Consider the following 20,070-nt stretch of genomic DNA (forward strand, 5'->3'; position numbering starts at 1 on the left):
TGACGCAACGCTGGCCCCCATCGATGCCCGCGCTCGCCTCCAGCAGGCGGGGCGTGTCGAGGACAGCGCTCCTCGGCCTTGCGCTTCTCCTGGTGCTCCTCGATCAAGGCAGCAAGGCCTGGGTGCGGCAGCATCTGCTCCCGGGTGTGGTGGCCCCCCTGATCCCCGGCCTGCTGCAACTGCGCTGGGTCCGCAACACCGGCGCCGCCTTCAGCCTCTTCACAGATGCCACAGGGTTGCTCGCCCTGCTCAGCCTGGTGGTGGCGGTGGTGCTGTTGGTCTGGTTGTGGCGTGCTCCCAAGCTTGGACTGTGGCAAGGGCTAGCGCTCGCCTTTCTGCTGGGCGGAACGGTGGGCAACGGGATCGATCGCTGGCGGCTTGGCCACGTGACCGATTTTCTGGAACTGGTGCCGATCTCGTTTCCCATCTTCAATGGAGCTGATCTCGCCATCAACCTTGCCGTCGCCTGCTTCGCCATCGACGCCCTCAGCCGACGCCGTGACCCCAACGGCACCTGAGCCGCCAACGTCGGGCCACCACCCCTCGGTGGCACGGCTCTGCATCGATCAGGCCGGTCAGCCCTCCCAGTCGATCCCCCTCCACGGCGAGGCCTACCGCCTCGGGCGTGAAGAGGGGATGGAACTGAGCCTCGACCATCCTGCAGTCAGCCGGCAGCATGCGCTGTTGCGCCGGCGTGGCCGCCGCTGGGTCCTGGAGGATCTCAACTCCACCAACGGGCTCTGGTGGCGAGGGCGACGGGTGCAGGAATTGGAGCTGCGCGATGGCGATCGGATCAGCCTCGCTCCTGCCAGTGAACCAGGAGCCCCGAGCCTGCGGTTTCTCAATCCAACCGAACAGGGCCGGCGCAGGCTGGAACGGCTGCTGGGGTTTGGGCTATTGACGGGCCTTGGGGCCACGGCGGCGCTGATGCTCATCGCCGTGCTCGATGTGCCGATCCGCGGACGCCTGGCCACGGTGCAGGGGCCGATCGCCATCTACGACCGCCTCAACAAACCCCTCGAATCGGTGGATTCCAGCCGCCACCGGGAGCTGAAGACGATTTCGGCGTTCTCTCCAGCGCTGGTCGATGCCCTGCTGAGCTCGGAAGACAATCGCTTCTGGTGGCACCCGGGAGTGGATCCCATCGGCACCCTGCGCGCGTTTGCCACCAATCTGAGCGGCGGTCGCCTGATCGAAGGGGGCAGCAGCCTCACCCAGCAGCTGGCACGCAGCCTGTATCCCGATCAGGTCGGTCAGGGGGACACCCTGGGCCGGAAATGGCGGGAGCTGCTGGTGGCCCTGCAGCTGGAAAGCCGTTTCAGCAAAGGAGAGCTGCTGCTCAGTTACCTCAACCGGGTGTATCTGGGCGTGGGCTGGGGGTTCGAGGATGCCTCCCGCGTGTACTTCAACAAATCCGCCTCCAAGGTGTCGCTGCCCGAAGCGGCGCTGCTTGTGGGGCTGCTGCCATCACCCAATGGCCACGATCCCTGCCGCTATCCGCAACGGGCCCTGGAGGCGCGCAACCGCGTGCTCAACAAGATGGCGGATGCCGGGCGGCTTTCTCTGGAGGAGGCCCGTCTGGCAAGACGCCAACCGATCCAGCTGGCCAAGGCGGCCTGCAGCAAGGAAGCGTTGCGCCGCTCCGCTCCCTTTTACACCGATCAGGTTCGGCGCGATCTCAGCGCCCTGGTCGGACCTGATGTGGCCGCCGAGGGCAATTTTCTGATTGAAACCCACCTCGACCCGGTGCTCCAGCAGGTGGTGGAGCGGCAGCTGCAGGAGCTCCTCAACCAGGCCAAAGGGCTGGGCGTGGGCGAGGGCGCCGCGGTGGTGATCGACAGTCGCAACGGCGGCGTGCTAGCCATCGCCGGCGGCAGGGACTACCGATCGAGTCAGTTCAACCGGGCCACCATGGCGCTGCGTCAGCCCGGTAGCACCTTCAAGCTGTTGACCTATCTGGCGGCGCTGCAGCGGGGAATCAAGCCAGGCGACGGAATCGATTGCAGCACTCTGGAGTGGGGCGGCCAACGCTTTGAAAGCAGCTGCAACGGTCGCCTCAGCCTCACCAGTGCCTTTGCCTCCAGCAGCAACACGGCGGCGCTGCGCCTGGCGCGGCGGGTGGGGCTTGAGCAGGTGGTGCGCCAGGCTCGGGCCCTGGGGATCAACACGCCGCTCGACCCCGTGCCCGGGCTAGCGCTCGGCCAGAGCGAGGTGCGCCTGATCGAACTGACTGGAGCCTATGCCGCCGTTGCCAACGACGGGCTCTGGCACCCCCCCACCACAATCCGCAGGCTGCTGGATGCGGAGAGCTGCACCGCCGACACGTTGAAACGCTGCGGCAGCCTCACCGGCGATGGCTCGGCGCAGGTGACCAGCGCCCGTCGTGCCATCAGCAAAGACGTGGCGCAACGCATGCAGGCGATGCTGCGGGCTGTGGTGCGCGGTGGCACCGGCTCCGCCGCCTCCCTGGGGGGCCTGGAGGGGGGCAAGACCGGCACCACCAACGATGGCCGGGATCTGCTGTTCATCGGCTACGAACCCAGCCGGCACTGGGTTCTCGGCATCTGGCTCGGCAATGACGACAACAGCCCAACCGCCAGTTCCAGCGCCCTGGCCGCCTCCCTCTGGGGCGACATCATGCGCGCCGCTGGCAGGGGCAGCGCTGGTCAGCGATGAAAGGGCAGAAGCGATGGATCGTCTGGGCGGGTGGCGCCCTGGTGGTCCTGATTGTGCTGGGGATGGTCCTGCAGGCGATTCGCAACCTGCTGTGGGATCTCAGTTACTGGCTGCCACCCTGGCTGGTGGGTCCGGTGCTGCTGCTGGGCTTCGGTGTGATCGCCGCCCTGGCCTGGCAGCTGGGTTGGCCCTGGTGGCAAGCCTGGCGCCAGGGGAGGGGCCGAGCTGGTAGCGCCGGCCGAAGCCACACCACAGCAGCACCGCCAGCGCCGGACAATCGCCGCCAGGCCGCCGAACAGAGCCTGGAGAGCATCGACCGCTTGCTCGAAAAACTCCAGGATGAGGTAGCCCGCGAAGGCCTGCGTCAAGAGCGTGAGCGGGTGGCGCAGGAGCTCAAGCGCGGTGATCTCACTGTGGTGGTGTTCGGCACGGGATCAAGCGGCAAAACCTCCCTGATCCGCGCCCTGCTCCAGGAGATGGTGGGGGAGGTGGGCGCCGCCATGGGCAGCACCAGTGAAACCCGCAGTTATCGGCTGCGCCTCAAGGGCCTCGAGCGCGGCCTGAAACTCATCGACACCCCCGGCATTCTCGAGAGTGGTCGCGACGGCCGCGAACGGGAGCAGGAAGCGCGCCGACAGGCCAGTCGAGCCGATCTGATGCTGGTGGTGGTGGACGGAGACCTCAGAGCAGCGGAGCTAGAGGTGACCCGCCACCTGGCCGGATTGGGCAAGCGGCTGCTGCTGGTGCTGAACAAATGCGACCTGCGGGGAGAGGAGGAGGAGCGGCGCCTGCTCGCCCTGCTGCATCGGCGTTGCGGCGATCTCCTCAGCAAGGAGGACGTGGTGTCCGCGAGCGCAGCCCCCCAGTCGGTCCCGAGACCTGGGCGCTCCCCCTGGCAACCGCCGGCCGAAGTGGACCGCGTCTTGCGACGCCTCGCCGTCGTGCTCCATGCCGATGGCGAAGAACTCCTCGCCGACAACATCCTGCTTCAGTGCCGCCATCTGGGCGAAGCGGGCCGGGACTTGCTCGATCGTCAACGTCGCCAGGAGGCCGGCCGCATCGTCGATCGCTACAGCTGGATCGGTGGAGGGCTGGTGGCGGCCACTCCCCTCCCCGGGATTGATCTGCTGGGAACCGCTGCAGTGAACGCCCAGATGGTGATCGAGGTGGCGGGGGTCTACGGGGTGCAACTGACCCGAAGCCGGGCCCAGGAGCTGGCGATGTCGGTGGGACGCACCTTGGCGGGCCTGGGGGTGGTGAAAGGGGCTGTCTCCCTGATCGGCACAGCCCTCACCCTCAACCTGCCCACCCTGTTGCTGGGCAGGGCGGTCCAGGGGGTCGCGGCCGCGTGGCTCACCCGCATCGCCGGAGCCAGTTTCATCACCTTTTTCCAGCAGGATCAAGACTGGGGTGATGGCGGCGTGCAGGATGTGGTGCAGCATCACTACGACCTCAGCCGGCGCGAGGCCTCGCTCAGGCGCTTTCTGGAGATGGCGCTGCGGCGGGTGGTGGAACCACTGCAGCGGCGGGAGGCGAAACGACTGCCGCCCCAGCCAGGGCCTCGGGCGGCGGCGGACGCATGGGACCGCGGGAATCCAGCACCGTGATCAGAGCGAGATACACCACACCGATCAGCACCGACAGGGCCCCGGTCACGATCGCCACCCAGCGACCACGGGGCGAGGCAGGTGCAGCCATCAGCCGTTCTCCAGAACCGAACGATTGAGCATGGCAGCCAGCTGATCGAGGTGATGACTTTGGGTGTGGGGATTGCCCAGCACCGCCTTCAACGGATGGCAACCGCCATGGAAGGGGCGCGACAGCATGAATCCCTGCTCAAGCAGCCTGGCGCGTGTGGTCGCCGACCAGGCATCGACTTGATCGGGCGCAGCGATGCGGGGCCGGCACACCAGCAGATGCAAGGGGCCGGAACTGACCTGAATCCGCTCCGGATCCAGACGGGCTTCCAGGAGCTGACGACGCTGCAGGGCACCCTGGAGCAGCGATCGTATCCCGGTTTCGCCCAACTGGCGCAGGCCCAGCCAGAGCTTGAGAATCTCCGCAGGTCTTGAGCCCTGCAATCCCTGCTCGCCTCCATGGGCGTCGCCCCAGGCCGGCTCCATGTAGGGCAGACCGGTGGCGAAGGCCTCCGCCAGCAGTCGACGGTCGGCAACCAGGAGCAGGGAGGACGTTTTGGTGATTCCGAGCAGTTTCTGGGGGTTGACCGTGATCGAATCAGCAAGACCCAGCCCCTCCAGGGGGGCCGAGGTGTCGGGGGAGAGCGCATAAACGGCTCCAATCGCACCATCCACATGCAGCCAAACACCGCGGCGACGACAGAGATCCGCCAGCTGGGGCAAGGGATCGATCGCCCCGCGCACGGTGGTGCCGGCGGTGGCCACCACGGCTAGGCAGGGTCGTCCTTCCGCCTGAAGTTGCTCCAGTGCGGTCTCGAGCGCCTCCAGCCGCATGGCGCCATCGACATCAACGGCGATGCGACGCAGGCCATCCGGCCGCAACCCCATCACGCGCACCGCCTTGTCGAGGGACACGTGGGCCTCGTCGCTGGCGAGCACCACCGCCCCGGGCTCGGCGCTGAGACCAGCCCGCTGCCGGGCCACCACCAAGGCCATCAGATTGCTGAGGCTGCCGCCACTGGCGGGCACGCCACCGGCGCCGGAGGGCAGGCCAAGACGCTGTGCCAGCCACTGACAGAGCTGTCGCTCCAGATGACTGAGGCTGGGCGCCAACTCTTCGGCAAGGAGATTGTTGTTGAGACCAGCGCAAATCAGGTCGGCCGCGATGCTGGCCGTCAACGGCGGCGGATCAAGGTGGGCCAGAGCGCCGGGATGGGAGGGGCGGTAGGCCCCATCCATGACCAATTGCAGGTCCTCCAGCAGCGCGGTGGCCGAGCGCGGGGTCGGCTCCGGAGCGATCGCCGGCAACACCGAGAGGGCCGGCAACGGCCCCCGGCCCTCGGCATCGGCGAACCAGCGACAGAGCCTTTGGCTCGCCTGATCGAGAAACGCCTGCAGCGCCGGGTCCAACCCCTCCGGCGCAGCAAAGAAGGGCAGGGTCAGCATCGGTTCGCGCGCGGGGTTGCCGACCAAGACCATCGCCAGAACAGACGCCATTCTCCCCTGCGGTGGCACAGTGCCATCGACAGGTCACCGTGACGAGTGCCGTGGCTGCCCACCATGTTCTGAGCGATGCGGAACAGAGCCTCTGGATGGGGCGGCTGCTGCGGCGCGCCGATCAGCTCGGCCGTGAGGGCGAAGTGCCGGTGTGCGCCGTGATCCTGGATGGACAGGGGCGGTGCCTCGGTTACGGCGGCAACCGACGCGAACAGCAACGGGATCCCCTCGGCCATGCCGAACTGGTGGCTTTAAAGCAAGCCAGCGAGCTGCGCCAGGACTGGCGTTTCAACGACTGCACCCTGCTGGTGACCCTGGAACCCTGCCCGATGTGCGCCGGCGCCCTGGTGCAGGCCCGCATGGGCCAGGTGATCTTCGCCGCCTGGGACAGCAAACGCGGGGCGCTGGGAAGCACGATCGATCTGAGCCAGCACCGCAGTGCCCACCACTCCATGCGCGTGGTGGGTGGGGTGATGGAGCCTGAGGCGAGAACCAGGCTGGAGGCCTGGTTCAGGCAGCGGCGGCAGCGGCCGACTTGAACCGGGGCAGCTCGGTCTCAAACAGGTTGAGCAGGCGATCCACGTTCTCGGGATTGGAGTTGTAGCCCATCAGGCCGATCCGCCAGATTTTGCCGGCCAGGGTGCCGAGACCACCACCCACTTCGATGCCGTGGTTGTTGAGCAGGTGCTGGCTGAAGGCCTTGCCATCCACCCCGTCCGGGATGCGCACGGTGGTGAGGGTGGGAAGACGCAACGCCTCAGGGGCATGGAGCACTAGGCCGAGCCGCTCGAGGCCGGCCCAGAGCGCTTCGGCATTGCGACGATGACGGGCCCAGGCCTGCTCCAATCCCTCTTCCGCCAGCAGACGCAGGGCTTCCCGCATGCCGAAATTCATGTTCACCGGTGCCGTGTGGTGATAGACCCGGTCACTCCCCCAGTATTGATTCAGCAGGGAGACATCGAGATACCAGTTGGGCACTTTGCTGGAGCGGGAGGCGAGTTTCGCTTCAGCGCGGGGGCCCATGGTGAAGGGTCCGAGGCCTGGGGGGCAGCTCAGCCCTTTCTGACTGCAGCTGTAGGCGAGATCAACTTTCCAGGCATCGAGGTAAAGGGGAACGCCACCAAGGGAAGTGACGGTGTCGAGCAGCAGCAGGCAATCATGCTTGCGGCAGAGATCACCCACACCCTCCATCGGCTGGCAGATGCCCGTGGAGGTTTCGGCGTGAACCATCGCCAGAATCGCGGGCCGATGCTCAATCAGGGCCGCCTCGAGTTCCTCCAGGCTGAAGGCCTCTCCCCAGGGACGCTCAATCACCCGCACATCGGCTCGGTATCGACCCGCCATATCAGCGAGGCGATGACCGAAATAGCCCTTCACAGCCACGAGCACGGTGTCGCCGGGCTCGACCGTGTTGGCCAGGGTGGCTTCCATGGCAGCACTGCCGGTGCCGCTCATGGGAAGGGTGAGGCGATTGTCGGTTTGCCAGGCGTAACGGAGCAGCTCCTGCACCTCGCTCATCAACTCCACGTAGAGAGGATCGAGATGACCAATCGGAGTGCGCGACAGGGCCTGGAGCACCGTGGGATGGGCATTGGAAGGGCCTGGACCCAACAGAAGCCGATCCGGTGTGGCAATCGGGGCAAGAGCCCGGCGGTGGCTCGAATCAACCGGACGCTGAGAGAGCGATGTCGCCAAGGCCTGCACAAGAAATTGTTGGCGTGAAGCCTACGCAGTCGCTCCGCCAAGACGGGGAGAGATGTGCGTTTGCAACGGTGACAGCAGCGAACCGTCAGCGCTGCCGCACGTCGGTGGCCGCCAGGCCGGAGGCCATGTGATCAAAGGGCTGACGGATCACCGCACAGCGATCGAGATCCAGACCCTCCGCCACAAGCCGCTCACAAAGAACCTCGGCCAGCAAAGTGATGCTGCGCACGGTCGGGCCCGTCGGCACTCCCAGGCTCTTGTAGGTGTCATCCAGTCCGTTCAACACCCGTTCGTTGAGGATGGTGCTGTCACCGGCCGCCAGGGCGTAGCTGGCATAGCGAAGGAAATAATCCATATCGCGCAGACAGGCGGCCAGGCGTCGGGTGGTGTAAGCATTACCACCCGGAAGCAGCAGTTCCGGGTCGCCGGCAAACAGCCGCTGGCTCGCTTCGCGCACCACCTCAGCGGCCTCGCGGTTGATCAGTTCCACGGCCTTAAGCCGAATGGAAGCTTCCGAGAGGTAGTCATCGATCCTGTCCATGGCGGAGCGATCGAGGTAACGACCAAGCTGGTCGTAGCGGCCGATCAACCCGGTGATGGCATCACGCATGGCGCAGGCATAGACGATGACAAGCTGGAAAGTAACACCAGCGAACCTCGGAGAACGCTTTGGGTAGCTGCGATATGGGCCAATTGACAGAAACGGTTACCAAGCAGAAAACCGGCGCATCCGCCACAGCGCGAGTGACGAGCGAGGGCAGCAAAATGTACGCATTGATACAAAAAGGGGGTTGATCTCTCCCTACGGTCCGCCACGACTGAGGCTTCGTGCCACCCACACCATTCATGGCCAAGACCGCACAGGACGTTCTCCGGCAGATCAAAGACGACGGCATTGAGCTGATCGACCTGAAGTTCACCGATCTGCATGGCAAGTGGCAGCACCTGACGGTCTGCGCCGACATGGTGGATGAAGAAGCGTTCAGTGAAGGCCTGGCATTCGACGGGTCATCGATCCGGGGCTGGAAGGCGATCAACGCCTCCGACATGGCGATGGTTCCCGATCCCAACACTGCCTGGATCGATCCGTTCTACCGGCACAAAACCCTGAGCCTGATCTGCTCGATCCAGGATCCGCGCACGGGCGAGCCCTACGACCGCTGCCCCCGGGCCCTGGCGCAGAAAGCGCTCTCCTACCTGGCGGGCACCGGCCTGGCCGATACGGCCTTCTTCGGTCCAGAACCGGAATTCTTCCTCTTCGATGACGTCCGCTACAACTCCAGCGAAGGCGGCTGCTTCTACAGCGTTGACACGATTGAAGCCCCCTGGAACTCCGGCCGACTGGAAGAGGGCGGCAACCTGGCTTACAAGATTCAGTTGAAGGAGGGGTATTTCCCGGTCGCCCCCAACGACACCGCCCAGGACATCCGCTCCGAGATGCTCCTGATGATGGGACAACTGGGGATTCCCATCGAGAAGCACCACCATGAAGTGGCCGGCGCCGGCCAGCACGAACTGGGGATGAAGTTCGCGGAGCTGATCCAGGCCGCCGACAACGTAATGACCTACAAATATGTGGTACGGAACGTTGCCAAGAAATACGGCAAAACCGCCACATTCATGCCGAAGCCCGTGTTCAACGACAACGGCAGCGGCATGCACGTGCACCAGAGTCTCTGGAAAGGCGGCCAACCCCTGTTTTTCGGAGAGGGCACCTACGCCAACCTGTCCCAGACCGCCCGTTGGTACATCGGCGGCATTCTCAAGCACGCCCCCTCTTTCCTGGCCTTCACCAACCCCACCACCAACAGCTACAAGCGACTGGTGCCTGGCTTTGAAGCGCCAGTGAACCTGGTGTATTCGGAAGGCAACCGCTCCGCCGCAGTGCGGATTCCGCTGACAGGCCCAAGCCCTAAGGCGAAGCGCCTGGAATTCCGCTCCGGCGATGCTCTGGCCAATCCCTACCTGGCCTTCAGCGCCATGATGATGGCCGGCCTCGATGGCATCAAAAACCAGATTGATCCCGGCGATGGCGTGGATGTGGATCTGTTCGAGCTGCCCGCCGATGAGTTGGCGCAAATCGCCACTGTGCCGGCATCCCTGAATGGAGCTCTGGAGGCCCTGAACGCCGACAAGCACTATCTGATGGAGGGGGGCGTCTTCAGCGAAGACTTCATCAACAACTGGATCGACATCAAATACGAGGAGGTGCAGCAGCTGCGTCAGCGGCCCCACCCCCACGAATTCGTGATGTACTACGACGCCTGAGCCGATCAGCGAAAAGCGTGCCGCAGCTGGGCCAGGGCGCTGTCATGCAAGTGGCGGCGGTGCTGGTCCCGCTGGGCCCAAGCCCGTTGCTGGGCCATGGCATTGCGGCCATCCAGTTGATCGGGATGGGTTTCCAATTGCGCCAAGAGCACCTCGTGGTGGCGCTGCTCCTGAGCATGGTGATCCGACCAGGCGACGAATTCAGCGGCGGCCCGTTGGCGACGCTCCAGCAGGTTGCGGCGATCACGATCGGTCATGGCTTCTCCCTCCGATTCCTGCACTCAGTCTGTAGCAACCACTACCATTTTTTCGGGCTGCGACATGAAACGTGCCATGGCCACGCCAGCAGGGTTCGGTGAGCTGGAATAAGCAGCATCTGAAGACCCGACAGCCGCGATGGCGACGCCCAATCTCACTGAAATCGCCTACCGCACCCTGCAGCAGAGCCGCAGCCTGGCGGGCCTCGCGCACAAGGAATTGAGCACCAAACTCATGGAGTGGGTCGCGCCTGATGCCACCCCCCAAACCGAAGCGGTGCCCCAGGAGATGTTTCTGGAGCTGCGCCGTTCTCTCGCCACCCTTGAGGATCAAGACTGGCAAGACGCCGAAGCCGGGCTCTACCCCACCCGTCAGCTCTTCGATCTCCCCTGGGTCGACTGGGCCACCCGCTATCCCCGGCTCTGGCTCGACCTGCCCTCCACCTGGATGCGGCGCAAAGAGCGGAATGTGCGCGACCTGCCCGATGAGGCGCGGGATGAGCTCTACCCCTCCTATTACCTGCAGAACTTTCACCATCAGACTGATGGCTACCTGAGCGACCACTCCGCCGAGCTCTACGACCTCCAGGTCGACATCCTCTTCAACGGCGCTGCTGACGCCATGCGCAGGCGCGTGATCGCCCCTCTGCTGCGCGGTATCCGCCGTTTTAACAACCGCCCGGCCGCCACCCTGAAGGTGCTCGATGTGGCCACGGGAACGGGGCGAACCCTGCATCAGATCCGGGCTGCGCTGCCCGACGCCACCATGATCGGCCTTGATCTGTCCGAGGCCTATCTGCGGCAGGCGAATCGGTGGCTGAACCAGGGCCGGCAGGGTCTGGTTCAGCTGTTGCAGGGCAATGGCGAATCCCTCCCCTTCGCCGACGGCAGCATGCAGGCGGTCACCTGTGTGTTTCTGCTGCATGAGTTACCCGGCGACGTGCGTCAGGCCGTGCTTGCAGAGTGTTACCGCGTGCTCGAACCCGGCGGTGTTCTGGTGCTGGCCGATTCGATTCAGCTGGCCGATTCCCCCCAGTTCAGCGTGGCGATGGAGAACTTCCGCCGCGCCTTCCACGAGCCCTACTACCCGGATTACATCCGTGATGACATCGACGCCAGGCTCAGCGCAGCAGGCTTCCAGGGGATCACGGCCGAGTCCCATTTCATGACGCGGGTCTGGGCCGCCCAGAAAACCCCATAAGGTTTCCCTGACACGGGCTCTTGCGCCGGGGTCTCTCGACCATAAGGTGCACTCATCCCTGTTGCGGGAGCCCATGACCAACCCCTTTCGTCTTCGCTGGCTTCAGGGCTGGACCTTCCAGCTGGTGCTGATGGAGGGAAAGGTTCAGGTTGAAGCCCATGGCTTCGGCATCTGCCTGCGCACAGCCCTCTTCCCCGGTGAAAGCCCCCGCGCTGCCGCTGATCGCCTGGTGCTGGCAGAAGATCGCCGGCGCCGCGCCCTTCATCAGGCCTGGATTCGCGGGCAGGATCTGACTCAGGCCAGCCCCCAGGTGGTACCCGCCCTCGACGGCCCCCGCCCCGAAGCACCGGAGTCGCTGGTGGTGGTCCACCCCGAGCCCCTGGCGGCCTGATCGCTTCGCCACCAGCCGCTGGCTCGCCCTCCTCAGAGTCGCGCCAAGATCCAGCCCAGAAGAAGGCCCGGCCCACCCCAGCGCAAAGCGCGCCAGAACCACCAACCGGAAGGCATCAGGTTCAACCTCTGCTGCTCCGGCAGTGCTTCGAGGAGCTGGCGCACCAGGGCCTGGCGTTGCCGCACACGCACGCGCTGCTGCCGGCTGTGGCGCCCAGCCCTAACTGGAGCTGAGAGCTGCTGCTCAACCCGCAACCAAGCCCCCAGGCGATGCAACAGGCCCTGGTCTTTCAACAGCCTTTGCCGCGCCATCGGTTGCCGTCGCCCTGAAGGCATGGCTCCATTCCGACGCTGCAGCCCCCAGGATAGAAAGCCGCCACTTTGCCGCCATGGCCCCCTCCAGCGCCTCCTGGCCCGACACCGCACCAGAACTGGCCCGGACACTGCATAGGCAGCTGAGCCTGAACGATCGCAACTGGCATCAGCTGAAAACCGATCCGGATCGCCGCGCCGCTGAACTCCTCGCTGGCGCCCTGGCTCAATTGCTTCAGGGTGGACAGCGCGAAGATGTGGACGCGCTCGTGTGCCAAGGTCTGCGTTGGCTCAGACGGGAACTGAAGGATCCAGGCTGCCCGCACCGCTGACGGCAGGACTCACCGAGGCGGCCTCAGGCCGGCGACAGGCCACCTGCAGACGATTGCCGCGCCGACTCCAGCGCACATCGTCGAAGCACTGATGGATCAGAAACAGGCCGCGGCCATGGTCGATATCAAGGCGGCTGGGGAGATCGCCGCGGCGGGCATGGGCCGGCAAGCCCGCTCCCTCATCCTGGATCTGCCAGACCAACCAGTTGGGGGTGAGGATGCGTCGCACCCGCAGGCATTTGCGCGGATCGCCGGCATTGCCATGGCGCACCGCATTCACCAGAGCCTCCTGCAGGCCGAGCTCAAGGCGACAACAGGTGTCGCGGCAGCGCACCGGCTCGAGGAGCAGCTCCAACAGCGGACTGAGCTGCAGCGTGGACGGCAGGATGAAATCCGCCCAGCGGAACATGGGCGCCACGCCAAAGGACTGCAGCAAACTCTGTAGTGGGTCAACGCTGACGCTCCGTTGCCCGGACGACATCGCAGATCCTGCATCCTGTTTCGACCATACCGGGATGCGGACCGGCTGCCACTACCGCATGGAGCTGGAGCGACGGGCCAGCAGAGAGGGGTGGTTGAGAATGGCATCCATCAAGCGCACGCCTCGGAGCTGGTTGATCAGGGGCATGTGGCCTTCCGGCGCCGTGATCGACCAATCGAACGCACCGGGATACCGGGTCCAGACCCCGTCGAGCTTCCAGCCGATCCGCGGCCAGAGGCGGTCGTAGCGGCCATTGAGGCCCTCCAGGAGACGGGCCTGAACACTGAAACCGAAGCGACCCTGGGAGTAAGCGAACCAGAGGCGATCGAGCGTGACCAGATCCTGCCCCGGCATGGCAGGAACTTCGCTGAAGTACACGTAACCGCGGCGCTCCGCCTCCGCACCGGCCAAGCGGCGGAGAATCGCGCTGGTGCTGCGGTCGGCATCTTCGAACCGTTCGGCCAACAGATCCCGCTGCAACGGGCCGTAATCGATGCCGACCGAGGACGAGGCCTGGAACCATCCGTCGCGGGCGCCGAGCAGGGCGGGCAACACCTGGGGTTGATGGCGTTGCAACACCTGGAGCAACCAGCCCGCTTCCCAGGCGTCGCCGGCTGGGTCAAAAGCGGCAAGGGCGGCGGAACCGAGCGCCGCGATCTCGCCGGCCCTGGATTCCAGCGTGGGGATCAGGGAGCGACGCTGCCGGGTGGAGCCGCTGCTGAAGCGCTCCAACAGTTGTTCAGCGCTGAGGCTGGTGCTGGGAGAGGAACCGGAAAGCATGGGTCAGGGCCGGCGCTGACAGGCTCGGCGTTGGCCCACTATGTCAGGCATGGGCCCATCAACTTCTCTCGAGCTGGAGAGCTTCCGTTGCACGGCAGGTCCGCTGGTGGATGTGCGCAGCCCATCGGAATTCCGGCAGGGTCACTGGCCCGGAGCGATCAACCTGCCGTTGTTCAGCGATGACCAACGGGCCGAGGTCGGCCTCACCTACAAAACCGTCGGCCGGGAGGAGGCGATCCAGCTGGGCCTGGAGGTGGTGGGACCCCAGCTGGCAAGCCTGGCCAAACAGCTTCGCCAGGTTGCGGCTCCAGCGAAACACTCCGCCTCGGGCGCAGCCCTGCGGATCTATTGCTGGCGCGGCGGCATGCGTTCCGGCAGCGTGACCTGGCTGGCCCAGCTGATCGGCCTGTCCCCCGTGCTGCTGGCGGGGGGCTACAAGACCTATCGCCGTTGGGTGCTGCAGCAGTTCCTACGCCCATGGCCCCTGCATCTGTTGGGTGGACGTACAGGAACTGGCAAAACCGACCTGTTGCTGAGCCTGCAGCGGCATGGTGTGGCCGTGGTGGATCTCGAAGGACTCGCCCATCACCGCGGCAGCAGCTTCGGTGGTCTGGGCCAGCCGGAGCAACCGAGCACGGAGCACTATGAAAATCTGCTGGCGGAGCAGCTGGACCACCATCGTGCGCGCGGAGCGTCGCAGATCTGGTTGGAAGCGGAGAGTGCCCAAGTGGGTCGTTGCCGCATCCCCCAGGCCCTGTTTCAGCAGATGCGTGACGCGCCCGTGCTGGAAATCCAACGCAGCCTGGAGGAACGCATCGCCCAACTAGTCAAGGTCTACGCCCCCCTCGGTGCGGCTCCCCTGCAGGCAGCGACGGAACGGATCAGCCGTCGTCTCGGCCCCCAGCGCACCAGGCAAGCGCTTGAGGCGATTCAAGACGCTGACTGGGCGACGGCCTGTCGAGCGATGCTGGATTACTACGACCGCTGCTACGACCATGAGCTCGCCCGGGCCGTGAAGCGCCGGGAGGTTGATCTGCAGGGGCTGGATGTGGAGGAGTCCACCCAGCTGCTGCTGGAGCAGGGCCTGCTGGATTGGTCGGTTTAGTGTTGGCGTTTGGCCTGCTGGGGGACCGCAATGGCAGAAGACACAAACGCTGGTGCAGCGAACAGCGCCGGGCAGGCGGCGGCGGCCATCCAGTTTTTCCGGGGTGTGAATGAGCCGGTGGTGCCCGACATCCGACTCACCCGCAGCCGTGATGGACGCACCGGCCAGGCGATGTTCGTGTTCGAGGAACCGGATGCCCTGGCACCGGAGAGCATGGGTGACATCACCGGCATGTTCTTGGTGGATGAGGAAGGCACCCTGGTGACCCGGGAGGTGAAGGCCCGCTTTGTGAACGGCAAACCGAGCGCGATCGAGGCCACCTACACCTGGAAGAGCGAAGTGGACTTTGAGCGATTCATGCGCTTCGCCCAGCGCTACGCCGATGCCCATGACCTGGGCTATTCGCAGAATTCCGGCAACAATGCCGAGGACGACGACGGGAACGGGTGAAGCTGCCCCAATGGCTTGGACTCGCGGCCCTCATGGCCGCGGTCGTTCTGCTCTGGACGCTCAAGGATGTCCTGATCCATTGCTTTGCCGCCGTCGTGTTGGCGATGGCGCTCTGCACCCTGGTGGGTCGGTTGCGCCAACGCCTGCCCATGCCCAGACCCCTGGCCCTGCTGGTCTGCCTGGTCGGTCTGGCTCTGGTGATCGGTATCGGCGCCGCGATCGTTGTGCCGCCCTTCACCACCCAGTTTCATCAGTTGCTTCTGCAGCTGCCCGCCGCGGCCCGCGAGTTGAAATCGCTCGCGATCCAGAGCATCAACGGCATTTCCGGCATGGTGTATGGCTCGGGAACTGCGGCCAGCTGGAGTGAGCGCCTCTTCCCCGATGGCGTGAACGGTTGGCCCGACGGTTCCGCCCTGGCCTCCGGACTGGGGGGGAGCCTTCAGGGACTGCTCGGGCTCGCCGGCAATCTGGGCAGCGGCCTGGTGCAGATCGTGTTTGTGATCGCTGTGAGCCTGATGGTGGCCGTGCAGCCCCAGGCCTACCGCGAGGTGGCGATCCTGCTGGTGCCCTCCTTCTATCGGCGCCGGGCTCGGGAGATCCTGCTCCAGTGTGGTGATGCGCTGAGCAGCTGGATGGTGGGCCTGCTGATCAGCTCCCTCTGTGTGGCCGTGCTGGCAGGCATCGGCCTCTCCCTGCTCGGCGTGCGCCTGGTGATGGCGAACGCCCTGTTGGCGGGGCTTCTCAATGTGATCCCCAACGTGGGGCCCACGATGAGCACGATCTTTCCCATGGCGATGGCCCTCCTGGATGCCCCCTGGAAATCCCTGGCGGTGCTGGGCCTCTATGTGGTGATTCAGCACCTGGAGAGTTATGTGATCACCCCTTCGGTGATGCACCACCAGGTGAAATTGCTTCCCGGCCTCACCCTCACGGCCCAGTTTGTGTTCACGGTGTTGTTCGGCCCCCTCGGTCTGCTGCTGGCCCTGCCCCTGGCCGTGGTGCTGCAGGTGCTGATCCGAGAGGTGGTGATCCACGACATGCTCGACCGCTGGAAACCGGCACACCGCCACCGGCTCAACCGACAGCTTCCCCACCCGGCCCGATGAACGCCAGGACCCTGCTCGCCGCCCTCACCCTCGTAGTGCTCGCCCTGTTGGTGTGGGAACTGCGCTGGGTGCTTCTGGTGCTGTTTGGGGCCGTGGTATTGGCCGTTGCCCTGGACGTGCCGATCGGCAAGCTGATGCATCTGGGGCTGCCGCGCCATCTGGCGCTGCTCGTGGTGCTGGCCGTGATGACCCTGGGGGGAGCGCTGGTGATCCAGCTGCTGGTGCCGGAACTGCTCACCCAGCTGCAACAGCTCACCTCCCTGGTGCCGAGCCTGTTCGACAAACTCAAATCAATGGTCGCCAGCCAGCCCCAGCTGAGTGAGCTGGAGCGGTCCTTGCCCGATCAGTTCAGCTGGGATCGCATCCAGCCCGTGGGGGTGCAACTGCTCGGAGTGGCGGGGGGTGCCGCCAACAGCGTGATCCAGCTGTTGCTGATGAGCCTTCTCGCCATCCTGATGGCCCTGGACCCCGGAGCCCATCGGCGCATGGTGGTGGCGGTGACACCCCGGCCCGCCCGGCCGATGATGAATCGGGTGCTGGATCGGTGCCGCACGGCCCTCGGCGGCTGGCTGGCCGGGATGACCCTCTCGGCAACGGCCGTGTTTCTGTCCACCTGGCTCGGCCTGGCCCTGCTCAAAGCTCCTTTGGCCCTGCTCAGTGCGCTGGTGTGCGGACTGTTCACCTTTGTGCCCACCATCGGTCCGACGGCGGCGACACTGCTGCCCATGGGCCTGGCCCTGCTGATCTCACCCACGCTCACCGTGCAAGTGCTGGTGCTGCGGCTGGTCCTGCAGAACCTGGAGGCCTTCGTGCTCACGCCGGTGCTGCTCAGCCGCACGGTCAACCTGCTGCCCACGGTGGCCCTAATGGCCCAGCTCAGCCTGGGGGCCCTGCTGGGTTTACCCGGCGTCTTGCTGGCCCTCCCTCTGGTGGTGGTGCTTCAGGTGGGCATGGAGCTGGTGGTGGTGCGCCAGATCATGGATCGCTGGTCTTGACCTGACGAATCGTGTTGCGCGGGCTTGTGCGGGCGGGCCTGGCCTTCGAAGGCCGCAGCTTGGTGGCGGGTTGCCCGGGGCGATGGGGCTGAAACTGGGAGCGGCTACGCGCCATCAGCATCACCAACACCAGGCCGCAGAGCAGATACACAGCCCAGAAGCGCTGCAAACCCATGGATCACTCCTGACCTGAGGGTCCATAACGCCGCCACAACGAAGGCATGGCACAGAGCACCGTGATCGCGAGCGCATGATGACGAATCGCGTAGGAGAGCGCCGTGACGGTGACGTGATCACGGAGGAGGAGAAGCTCCGTACGCAGGTCCAGCAGAGCCAGCAACAGGAGCAGCAGCGGGAACCAGCGATTTCCGCTCGGGGCCGGGCCAACGACACGCTGGCGCCGCCGCGACGTCAGCGGATCAGGCACCACGACGCTGCTGGGACCAGAGCATGAGGAGAGAGGGGGCCAGGGCAATGCTCGACCAGCTGCCCACCACCACGCCCACCGCCAGGGCGATGGCAAACCAGTAGAGCGTGGCGCCACCGAAAAGGATCAGCGCCAACAGGGGCAACAGGGTGGTGCCACTGGTGTAGAGCGTGCGGGTGAGGGTGGCATTCACCGCATTGTCGACCTGTTCCGGTAGGGAGAGAGCGTCATCGAGCCGCTGCCGTTCCCGAATCCGATCGAACACCACCACGGTGTCATTCACCGAATAGCCCGCAATCGTGAGCAGGGCCACGGCGAACAGGCTGTCAACCTCCAGGGAGATCAACAGACCCAGCCAGGCGAACAGGCCACAGACGATCACCACATCGTGGGCCAGGGCCACCAGGGCGAGGAAGGCATAGCGACGGTCGTAGCGAACGCTGATGTAGGCCGAAATCCCGATGAAGGCCACCGCTAGGGAGATCAGGCTGCTGCGCAGCAGCTGGCTGCCGAGGGTCGGACCGATCGTGTCGACCGCTTCGCCACCGGCTTGAAACGGTCCAGCCACAGGCTGAAGTGCCTGAATCAGCGCCTGCCCCTGGGCGGCCGTGAGCGTGGGCAGCCTCAACACCAGCGACTGGCCCCGATCGAGCAACTGCACCCGCGCCGAGGCGAGGTCGGGCGCCGGGATACCGTCCTGCTCAGGCAGGGAGAGCTTGGCCAGGCTGGCCTGCACCTCGGAGACCCGCAACTGGGAGCAGGTGGCACCACAGGCGCGTTCCAGCTGAATCTGGGTGCCGCCCGTGAAGTCAAGGCCAGGGCGGAGCGGCGCCTGAATCGAGGGATTGGTCCAGCAGAGCAGCAGACCAAGGCTGCTGATCAGCAGCACCAGCAACGACACCCACCAGACGCGGCGACGAAGACGACTGAGAGGAAAAACGACCATGGCTCAGGCGGGAGTCGAGGGGAGCTGCCGGGCCGGCAGGAAGTTGGTGGGTCGGCGGAGCGCCTGGTACCCCATCAGGAAGCGCAGCAGCGTTCGCGTGCAGGTGAGGGCCGTGAACAGACTGAGCAGCACGCCGATGCCCAGCGTTGCCGCGAAGCCCTTCACCAGACCGGTGCCGAGGAAAAACAAGGCGGCACAGCTGATCAAGGTGGTGAGGTGACCATCCACGATCGAGGAGAGCGCTTCGGAGAACCCGGTTTCAATCGAGCGAATCAAGGTGGTGCCGCGCCGCAATTCGTCTTTGATGCGCTCGAAGATCAACACATTGGCGTCGACCGCCATGCCGATGCTGAGGATGAATCCGGCGATGCCCGGCAAGGTGAGCGTGACCGGGATCAGGGCGTAAACCGCCAGGTTGAAGAGGGCGTAGAGGCTGAGCGCGAGAACGGCCACGAGGCCGGCGAGGCGATAGACGAGCAGCATGAACAGGGCCACGAGCGCCAAACCGGAGAGAGCGGCGATCAGGCTGCGCTGCACGTTCTCCGCCCCCAGGGTGGGGCCGATGGTGCGCACCTCGAGAATTTTCACCGGCAGGGGAAGGGAACCACCCCGGAGTTGCACCTCAAGATCGCGAGCTTCCTCGGCGCTGAAATTGCCCGTGATGCTGGCGGCGCCCCCCGTGATGCCCGCCGCCTTGAACTGCTCCCCCACGCTCGCTTCGCTGATCGGCTGACCATCGAGAACGATCCCCAGCAGGCGACCAGTGCCGGCAATCGAACTGGTGAGATTGGCAAACGCTTCACCGCCTTCCCGATTGAACGTGAGCGTGACCTCCCAACCGGTGGCATTGGGCTGCTGCTGACGTCCGGCAGTGACCAGATCCTTGCCGGTGAGAGCGGCCGGTTCGAAACGGGCGACGATCTCCTCGTTGACCTTGGCCTGCAACTGCTCCAGCTGCTCCTGTTCACTGCCGGCGCTGCCGCTTAACCCCAGAGCTTGCTGAGCCTTGGCCAGCTGCTCCTGATCCAGGGCCGTCTCGGCATCGTCGGCGGACGACTCCGCACTCCCATCACGGCTGCGAGCCTCCCGCAGGGCGAGAATCTGACGCACCTGGTTTCGCAGTCGCAGCAGACCGCGCATCTCCTCCTCGGTGCCAGGCTTCTGGGCACGGAATTCGAGCAGGGCTGTGCTGCCCAGCACCTTTGCGGCGCGGGACGGGTCGGTTTCGCCCGGAAGCTGCAGAACCAACTGGTCATCACCCACGGTCTGAAGCGTGGATTCCGCCACACCCAGGCCATTGACGCGGCGATCGAGCACGGCCTTCACGGCCTCGAGCTGCTCCGGCTTCACGGTTTGAATTGAGCCTCCCGGCTGCACTTCAAGGGTGAGCTGACTGCCGCCACGCAGATCGAGGCCCAGCTGAAGAGGGAAGCTGGCGAGCACCGAAGCGGCGGCGATCGCCAAAGCGAGGATGAGGGCAAACCAGCCCTGCTGTCGGGCCATGGA

Annotated in this window: 23 protein-coding genes; 12 read left to right on the forward strand and 11 right to left on the reverse strand. The window is 65.4% G+C overall.

All coding sequences use genetic code 11. The features are described from left to right. The first annotated feature begins 23 nt into the window (after positions 1–23). From lspA to SynWH8101_RS07915, 3 genes are read left to right on the forward strand one after another with little or no spacing between them, the layout of a single operon-like run. The gene (gene lspA / locus SynWH8101_RS07905) at positions 24–518 is read left to right on the forward strand and encodes a signal peptidase II (RefSeq protein ID WP_130130427.1); all 495 of its coding nucleotides are present in this window, start codon (positions 24–26) and stop codon (positions 516–518) included. Next, positions 499–2,676, forward strand: a complete 2,178-nt coding sequence (locus SynWH8101_RS07910; protein ID WP_370586980.1) for a transglycosylase domain-containing protein — start codon at positions 499–501, stop codon at positions 2,674–2,676. Before lspA ends, SynWH8101_RS07910 begins: the two co-directional genes overlap by 20 nt. Then, complete coding sequence (locus tag SynWH8101_RS07915; RefSeq protein ID WP_130129294.1) at positions 2,673–4,283, forward strand: YcjF family protein; 1,611 nt, start codon at positions 2,673–2,675, stop codon at positions 4,281–4,283. The genes SynWH8101_RS07910 and SynWH8101_RS07915 overlap by 4 nt, the downstream gene beginning before the upstream one ends. A gap of 90 nt (positions 4,284–4,373) precedes the next feature. Here the strand turns inward: SynWH8101_RS07915 and SynWH8101_RS07920 are convergent, their stop codons facing one another. After that, on the reverse strand, positions 4,374–5,792 hold the full coding sequence (locus tag SynWH8101_RS07920) for an aminotransferase class V-fold PLP-dependent enzyme (RefSeq protein ID WP_254428117.1): 1,419 nt from the start codon (positions 5,790–5,792) through the stop codon (positions 4,374–4,376). A gap of 113 nt (positions 5,793–5,905) precedes the next feature. On the opposite strand from SynWH8101_RS07920, the gene SynWH8101_RS07925 reads away from it, so the two are divergent. Continuing rightward, positions 5,906–6,349 (forward strand): nucleoside deaminase, encoded by a 444-nt coding sequence (locus SynWH8101_RS07925; RefSeq protein WP_130130429.1) that lies wholly within the window; start codon positions 5,906–5,908, stop codon positions 6,347–6,349. Here the strand turns inward: SynWH8101_RS07925 and SynWH8101_RS07930 are convergent. Together SynWH8101_RS07930 and SynWH8101_RS07935 are read right to left on the reverse strand one after the other, a co-directional pair. Further along, on the reverse strand, positions 6,321–7,505 hold the full coding sequence (locus SynWH8101_RS07930) for an alanine--glyoxylate aminotransferase family protein (protein ID WP_130129296.1): 1,185 nt from the start codon (positions 7,503–7,505) through the stop codon (positions 6,321–6,323). The genes SynWH8101_RS07925 and SynWH8101_RS07930 overlap by 29 nt on opposite strands. Before the next feature lie 94 nt (positions 7,506–7,599). Beyond that, positions 7,600–8,124: an allophycocyanin subunit beta gene (locus tag SynWH8101_RS07935; protein ID WP_130129297.1), complete on the reverse strand. Its 525-nt coding sequence runs from the start codon at positions 8,122–8,124 to the stop codon at positions 7,600–7,602. A 236-nt stretch (positions 8,125–8,360) separates the two neighbouring features. Here SynWH8101_RS07935 and glnA point away from each other — a divergent pair, with 236 nt between their 5' ends. Then, entirely contained in the window at positions 8,361–9,782 is a 1,422-nt protein-coding gene (gene glnA, locus SynWH8101_RS07940; protein ID WP_130129298.1) for a type I glutamate--ammonia ligase, read from the forward strand. 5 nt (positions 9,783–9,787) lie between these two features. Here glnA and SynWH8101_RS07945 read toward each other — a convergent pair whose 3' ends face one another. Next, positions 9,788–10,039 carry a hypothetical protein gene (locus SynWH8101_RS07945; protein WP_130129299.1) on the reverse strand — a complete coding sequence of 84 codons (252 nt, stop codon included), beginning with the start codon at positions 10,037–10,039 and terminating at the stop codon, positions 9,788–9,790. Between the two features lie 139 nt (positions 10,040–10,178). On the opposite strand from SynWH8101_RS07945, the gene SynWH8101_RS07950 reads away from it, so the two are divergent. Then, positions 10,179–11,240: a class I SAM-dependent methyltransferase gene (locus SynWH8101_RS07950; RefSeq protein ID WP_130129300.1), complete on the forward strand. Its 1,062-nt coding sequence runs from the start codon at positions 10,179–10,181 to the stop codon at positions 11,238–11,240. A gap of 73 nt (positions 11,241–11,313) precedes the next feature. Next, positions 11,314–11,631 carry a copper-binding protein gene (locus SynWH8101_RS07955; RefSeq protein ID WP_130129301.1) on the forward strand — a complete coding sequence of 106 codons (318 nt, stop codon included), beginning with the start codon at positions 11,314–11,316 and terminating at the stop codon, positions 11,629–11,631. A 32-nt stretch (positions 11,632–11,663) separates the two neighbouring features. Here SynWH8101_RS07955 and SynWH8101_RS07960 read toward each other — a convergent pair whose 3' ends face one another. Then, positions 11,664–11,942 carry a hypothetical protein gene (locus tag SynWH8101_RS07960; RefSeq protein ID WP_130129302.1) on the reverse strand — a complete coding sequence of 93 codons (279 nt, stop codon included), beginning with the start codon at positions 11,940–11,942 and terminating at the stop codon, positions 11,664–11,666. A 77-nt stretch (positions 11,943–12,019) separates the two neighbouring features. Here SynWH8101_RS07960 and SynWH8101_RS07965 point away from each other — a divergent pair, with 77 nt between their 5' ends. Continuing rightward, complete coding sequence (locus tag SynWH8101_RS07965; protein ID WP_130129303.1) at positions 12,020–12,274, forward strand: DUF6439 family protein; 255 nt, start codon at positions 12,020–12,022, stop codon at positions 12,272–12,274. On the opposite strand, the gene SynWH8101_RS07970 is transcribed toward SynWH8101_RS07965, so the two are convergent. Further along, the gene (locus SynWH8101_RS07970) at positions 12,234–12,755 is read right to left on the reverse strand and encodes an ATP-binding protein (RefSeq protein ID WP_130129304.1); all 522 of its coding nucleotides are present in this window, start codon (positions 12,753–12,755) and stop codon (positions 12,234–12,236) included. The two genes, SynWH8101_RS07965 and SynWH8101_RS07970, sit on opposite strands and share 41 nt — an antisense overlap. A 51-nt stretch (positions 12,756–12,806) precedes the next feature. Continuing rightward, on the reverse strand, positions 12,807–13,535 hold the full coding sequence (locus tag SynWH8101_RS07975; RefSeq protein WP_130129305.1) for a GUN4 domain-containing protein: 729 nt from the start codon (positions 13,533–13,535) through the stop codon (positions 12,807–12,809). A gap of 40 nt (positions 13,536–13,575) precedes the next feature. Between SynWH8101_RS07975 and mnmH the strand changes: the two genes are divergently transcribed. Genes mnmH through SynWH8101_RS07995 form a run of 4 tightly spaced genes read left to right on the forward strand, consistent with a single transcriptional unit; the run spans position 13,576 to position 17,191 of the window. Continuing rightward, entirely contained in the window at positions 13,576–14,640 is a 1,065-nt protein-coding gene (mnmH, locus tag SynWH8101_RS07980; protein ID WP_130129306.1) for a tRNA 2-selenouridine(34) synthase MnmH, read from the forward strand. Positions 14,641–14,670: 30 nt separating this feature from the next. Then, the gene (psb28, locus tag SynWH8101_RS07985) at positions 14,671–15,090 is read left to right on the forward strand and encodes a photosystem II reaction center protein Psb28 (RefSeq protein WP_130129307.1); all 420 of its coding nucleotides are present in this window, start codon (positions 14,671–14,673) and stop codon (positions 15,088–15,090) included. After that, complete coding sequence (locus SynWH8101_RS07990; RefSeq protein ID WP_130129308.1) at positions 15,087–16,196, forward strand: AI-2E family transporter; 1,110 nt, start codon at positions 15,087–15,089, stop codon at positions 16,194–16,196. The genes psb28 and SynWH8101_RS07990 overlap by 4 nt, the downstream gene beginning before the upstream one ends. Further along, positions 16,193–17,191 carry an AI-2E family transporter gene (locus SynWH8101_RS07995; RefSeq protein ID WP_130129309.1) on the forward strand — a complete coding sequence of 333 codons (999 nt, stop codon included), beginning with the start codon at positions 16,193–16,195 and terminating at the stop codon, positions 17,189–17,191. Before SynWH8101_RS07990 ends, SynWH8101_RS07995 begins: the two co-directional genes overlap by 4 nt. On the opposite strand, the gene SynWH8101_RS08000 is transcribed toward SynWH8101_RS07995, so the two are convergent. Genes SynWH8101_RS08000 through secD form a run of 4 tightly spaced genes read right to left on the reverse strand, consistent with a single transcriptional unit; the run spans position 17,172 to position 20,067 of the window. Next, positions 17,172–17,366, reverse strand: coding sequence for a hypothetical protein (locus SynWH8101_RS08000; protein WP_130129310.1), 195 nt, complete (start codon positions 17,364–17,366; stop codon positions 17,172–17,174). The genes SynWH8101_RS07995 and SynWH8101_RS08000 overlap by 20 nt on opposite strands. Before the next feature lie 3 nt (positions 17,367–17,369). Beyond that, positions 17,370–17,621, reverse strand: coding sequence for a hypothetical protein (locus SynWH8101_RS08005; protein ID WP_130129311.1), 252 nt, complete (start codon positions 17,619–17,621; stop codon positions 17,370–17,372). After that, the gene (gene secF, locus SynWH8101_RS08010) at positions 17,611–18,564 is read right to left on the reverse strand and encodes a protein translocase subunit SecF (protein WP_130129312.1); all 954 of its coding nucleotides are present in this window, start codon (positions 18,562–18,564) and stop codon (positions 17,611–17,613) included. The genes SynWH8101_RS08005 and secF overlap by 11 nt, the downstream gene beginning before the upstream one ends. A 3-nt stretch (positions 18,565–18,567) precedes the next feature. After that, positions 18,568–20,067, reverse strand: a complete 1,500-nt coding sequence (gene secD, locus SynWH8101_RS08015) for a protein translocase subunit SecD (protein WP_130129313.1) — start codon at positions 20,065–20,067, stop codon at positions 18,568–18,570. Positions 20,068–20,070 lie beyond the last annotated feature (3 nt).

This window comes from Synechococcus sp. WH 8101 (assembly GCF_004209775.1).
Taxonomy (GTDB): domain Bacteria; phylum Cyanobacteriota; class Cyanobacteriia; order PCC-6307; family Cyanobiaceae; genus Synechococcus_C.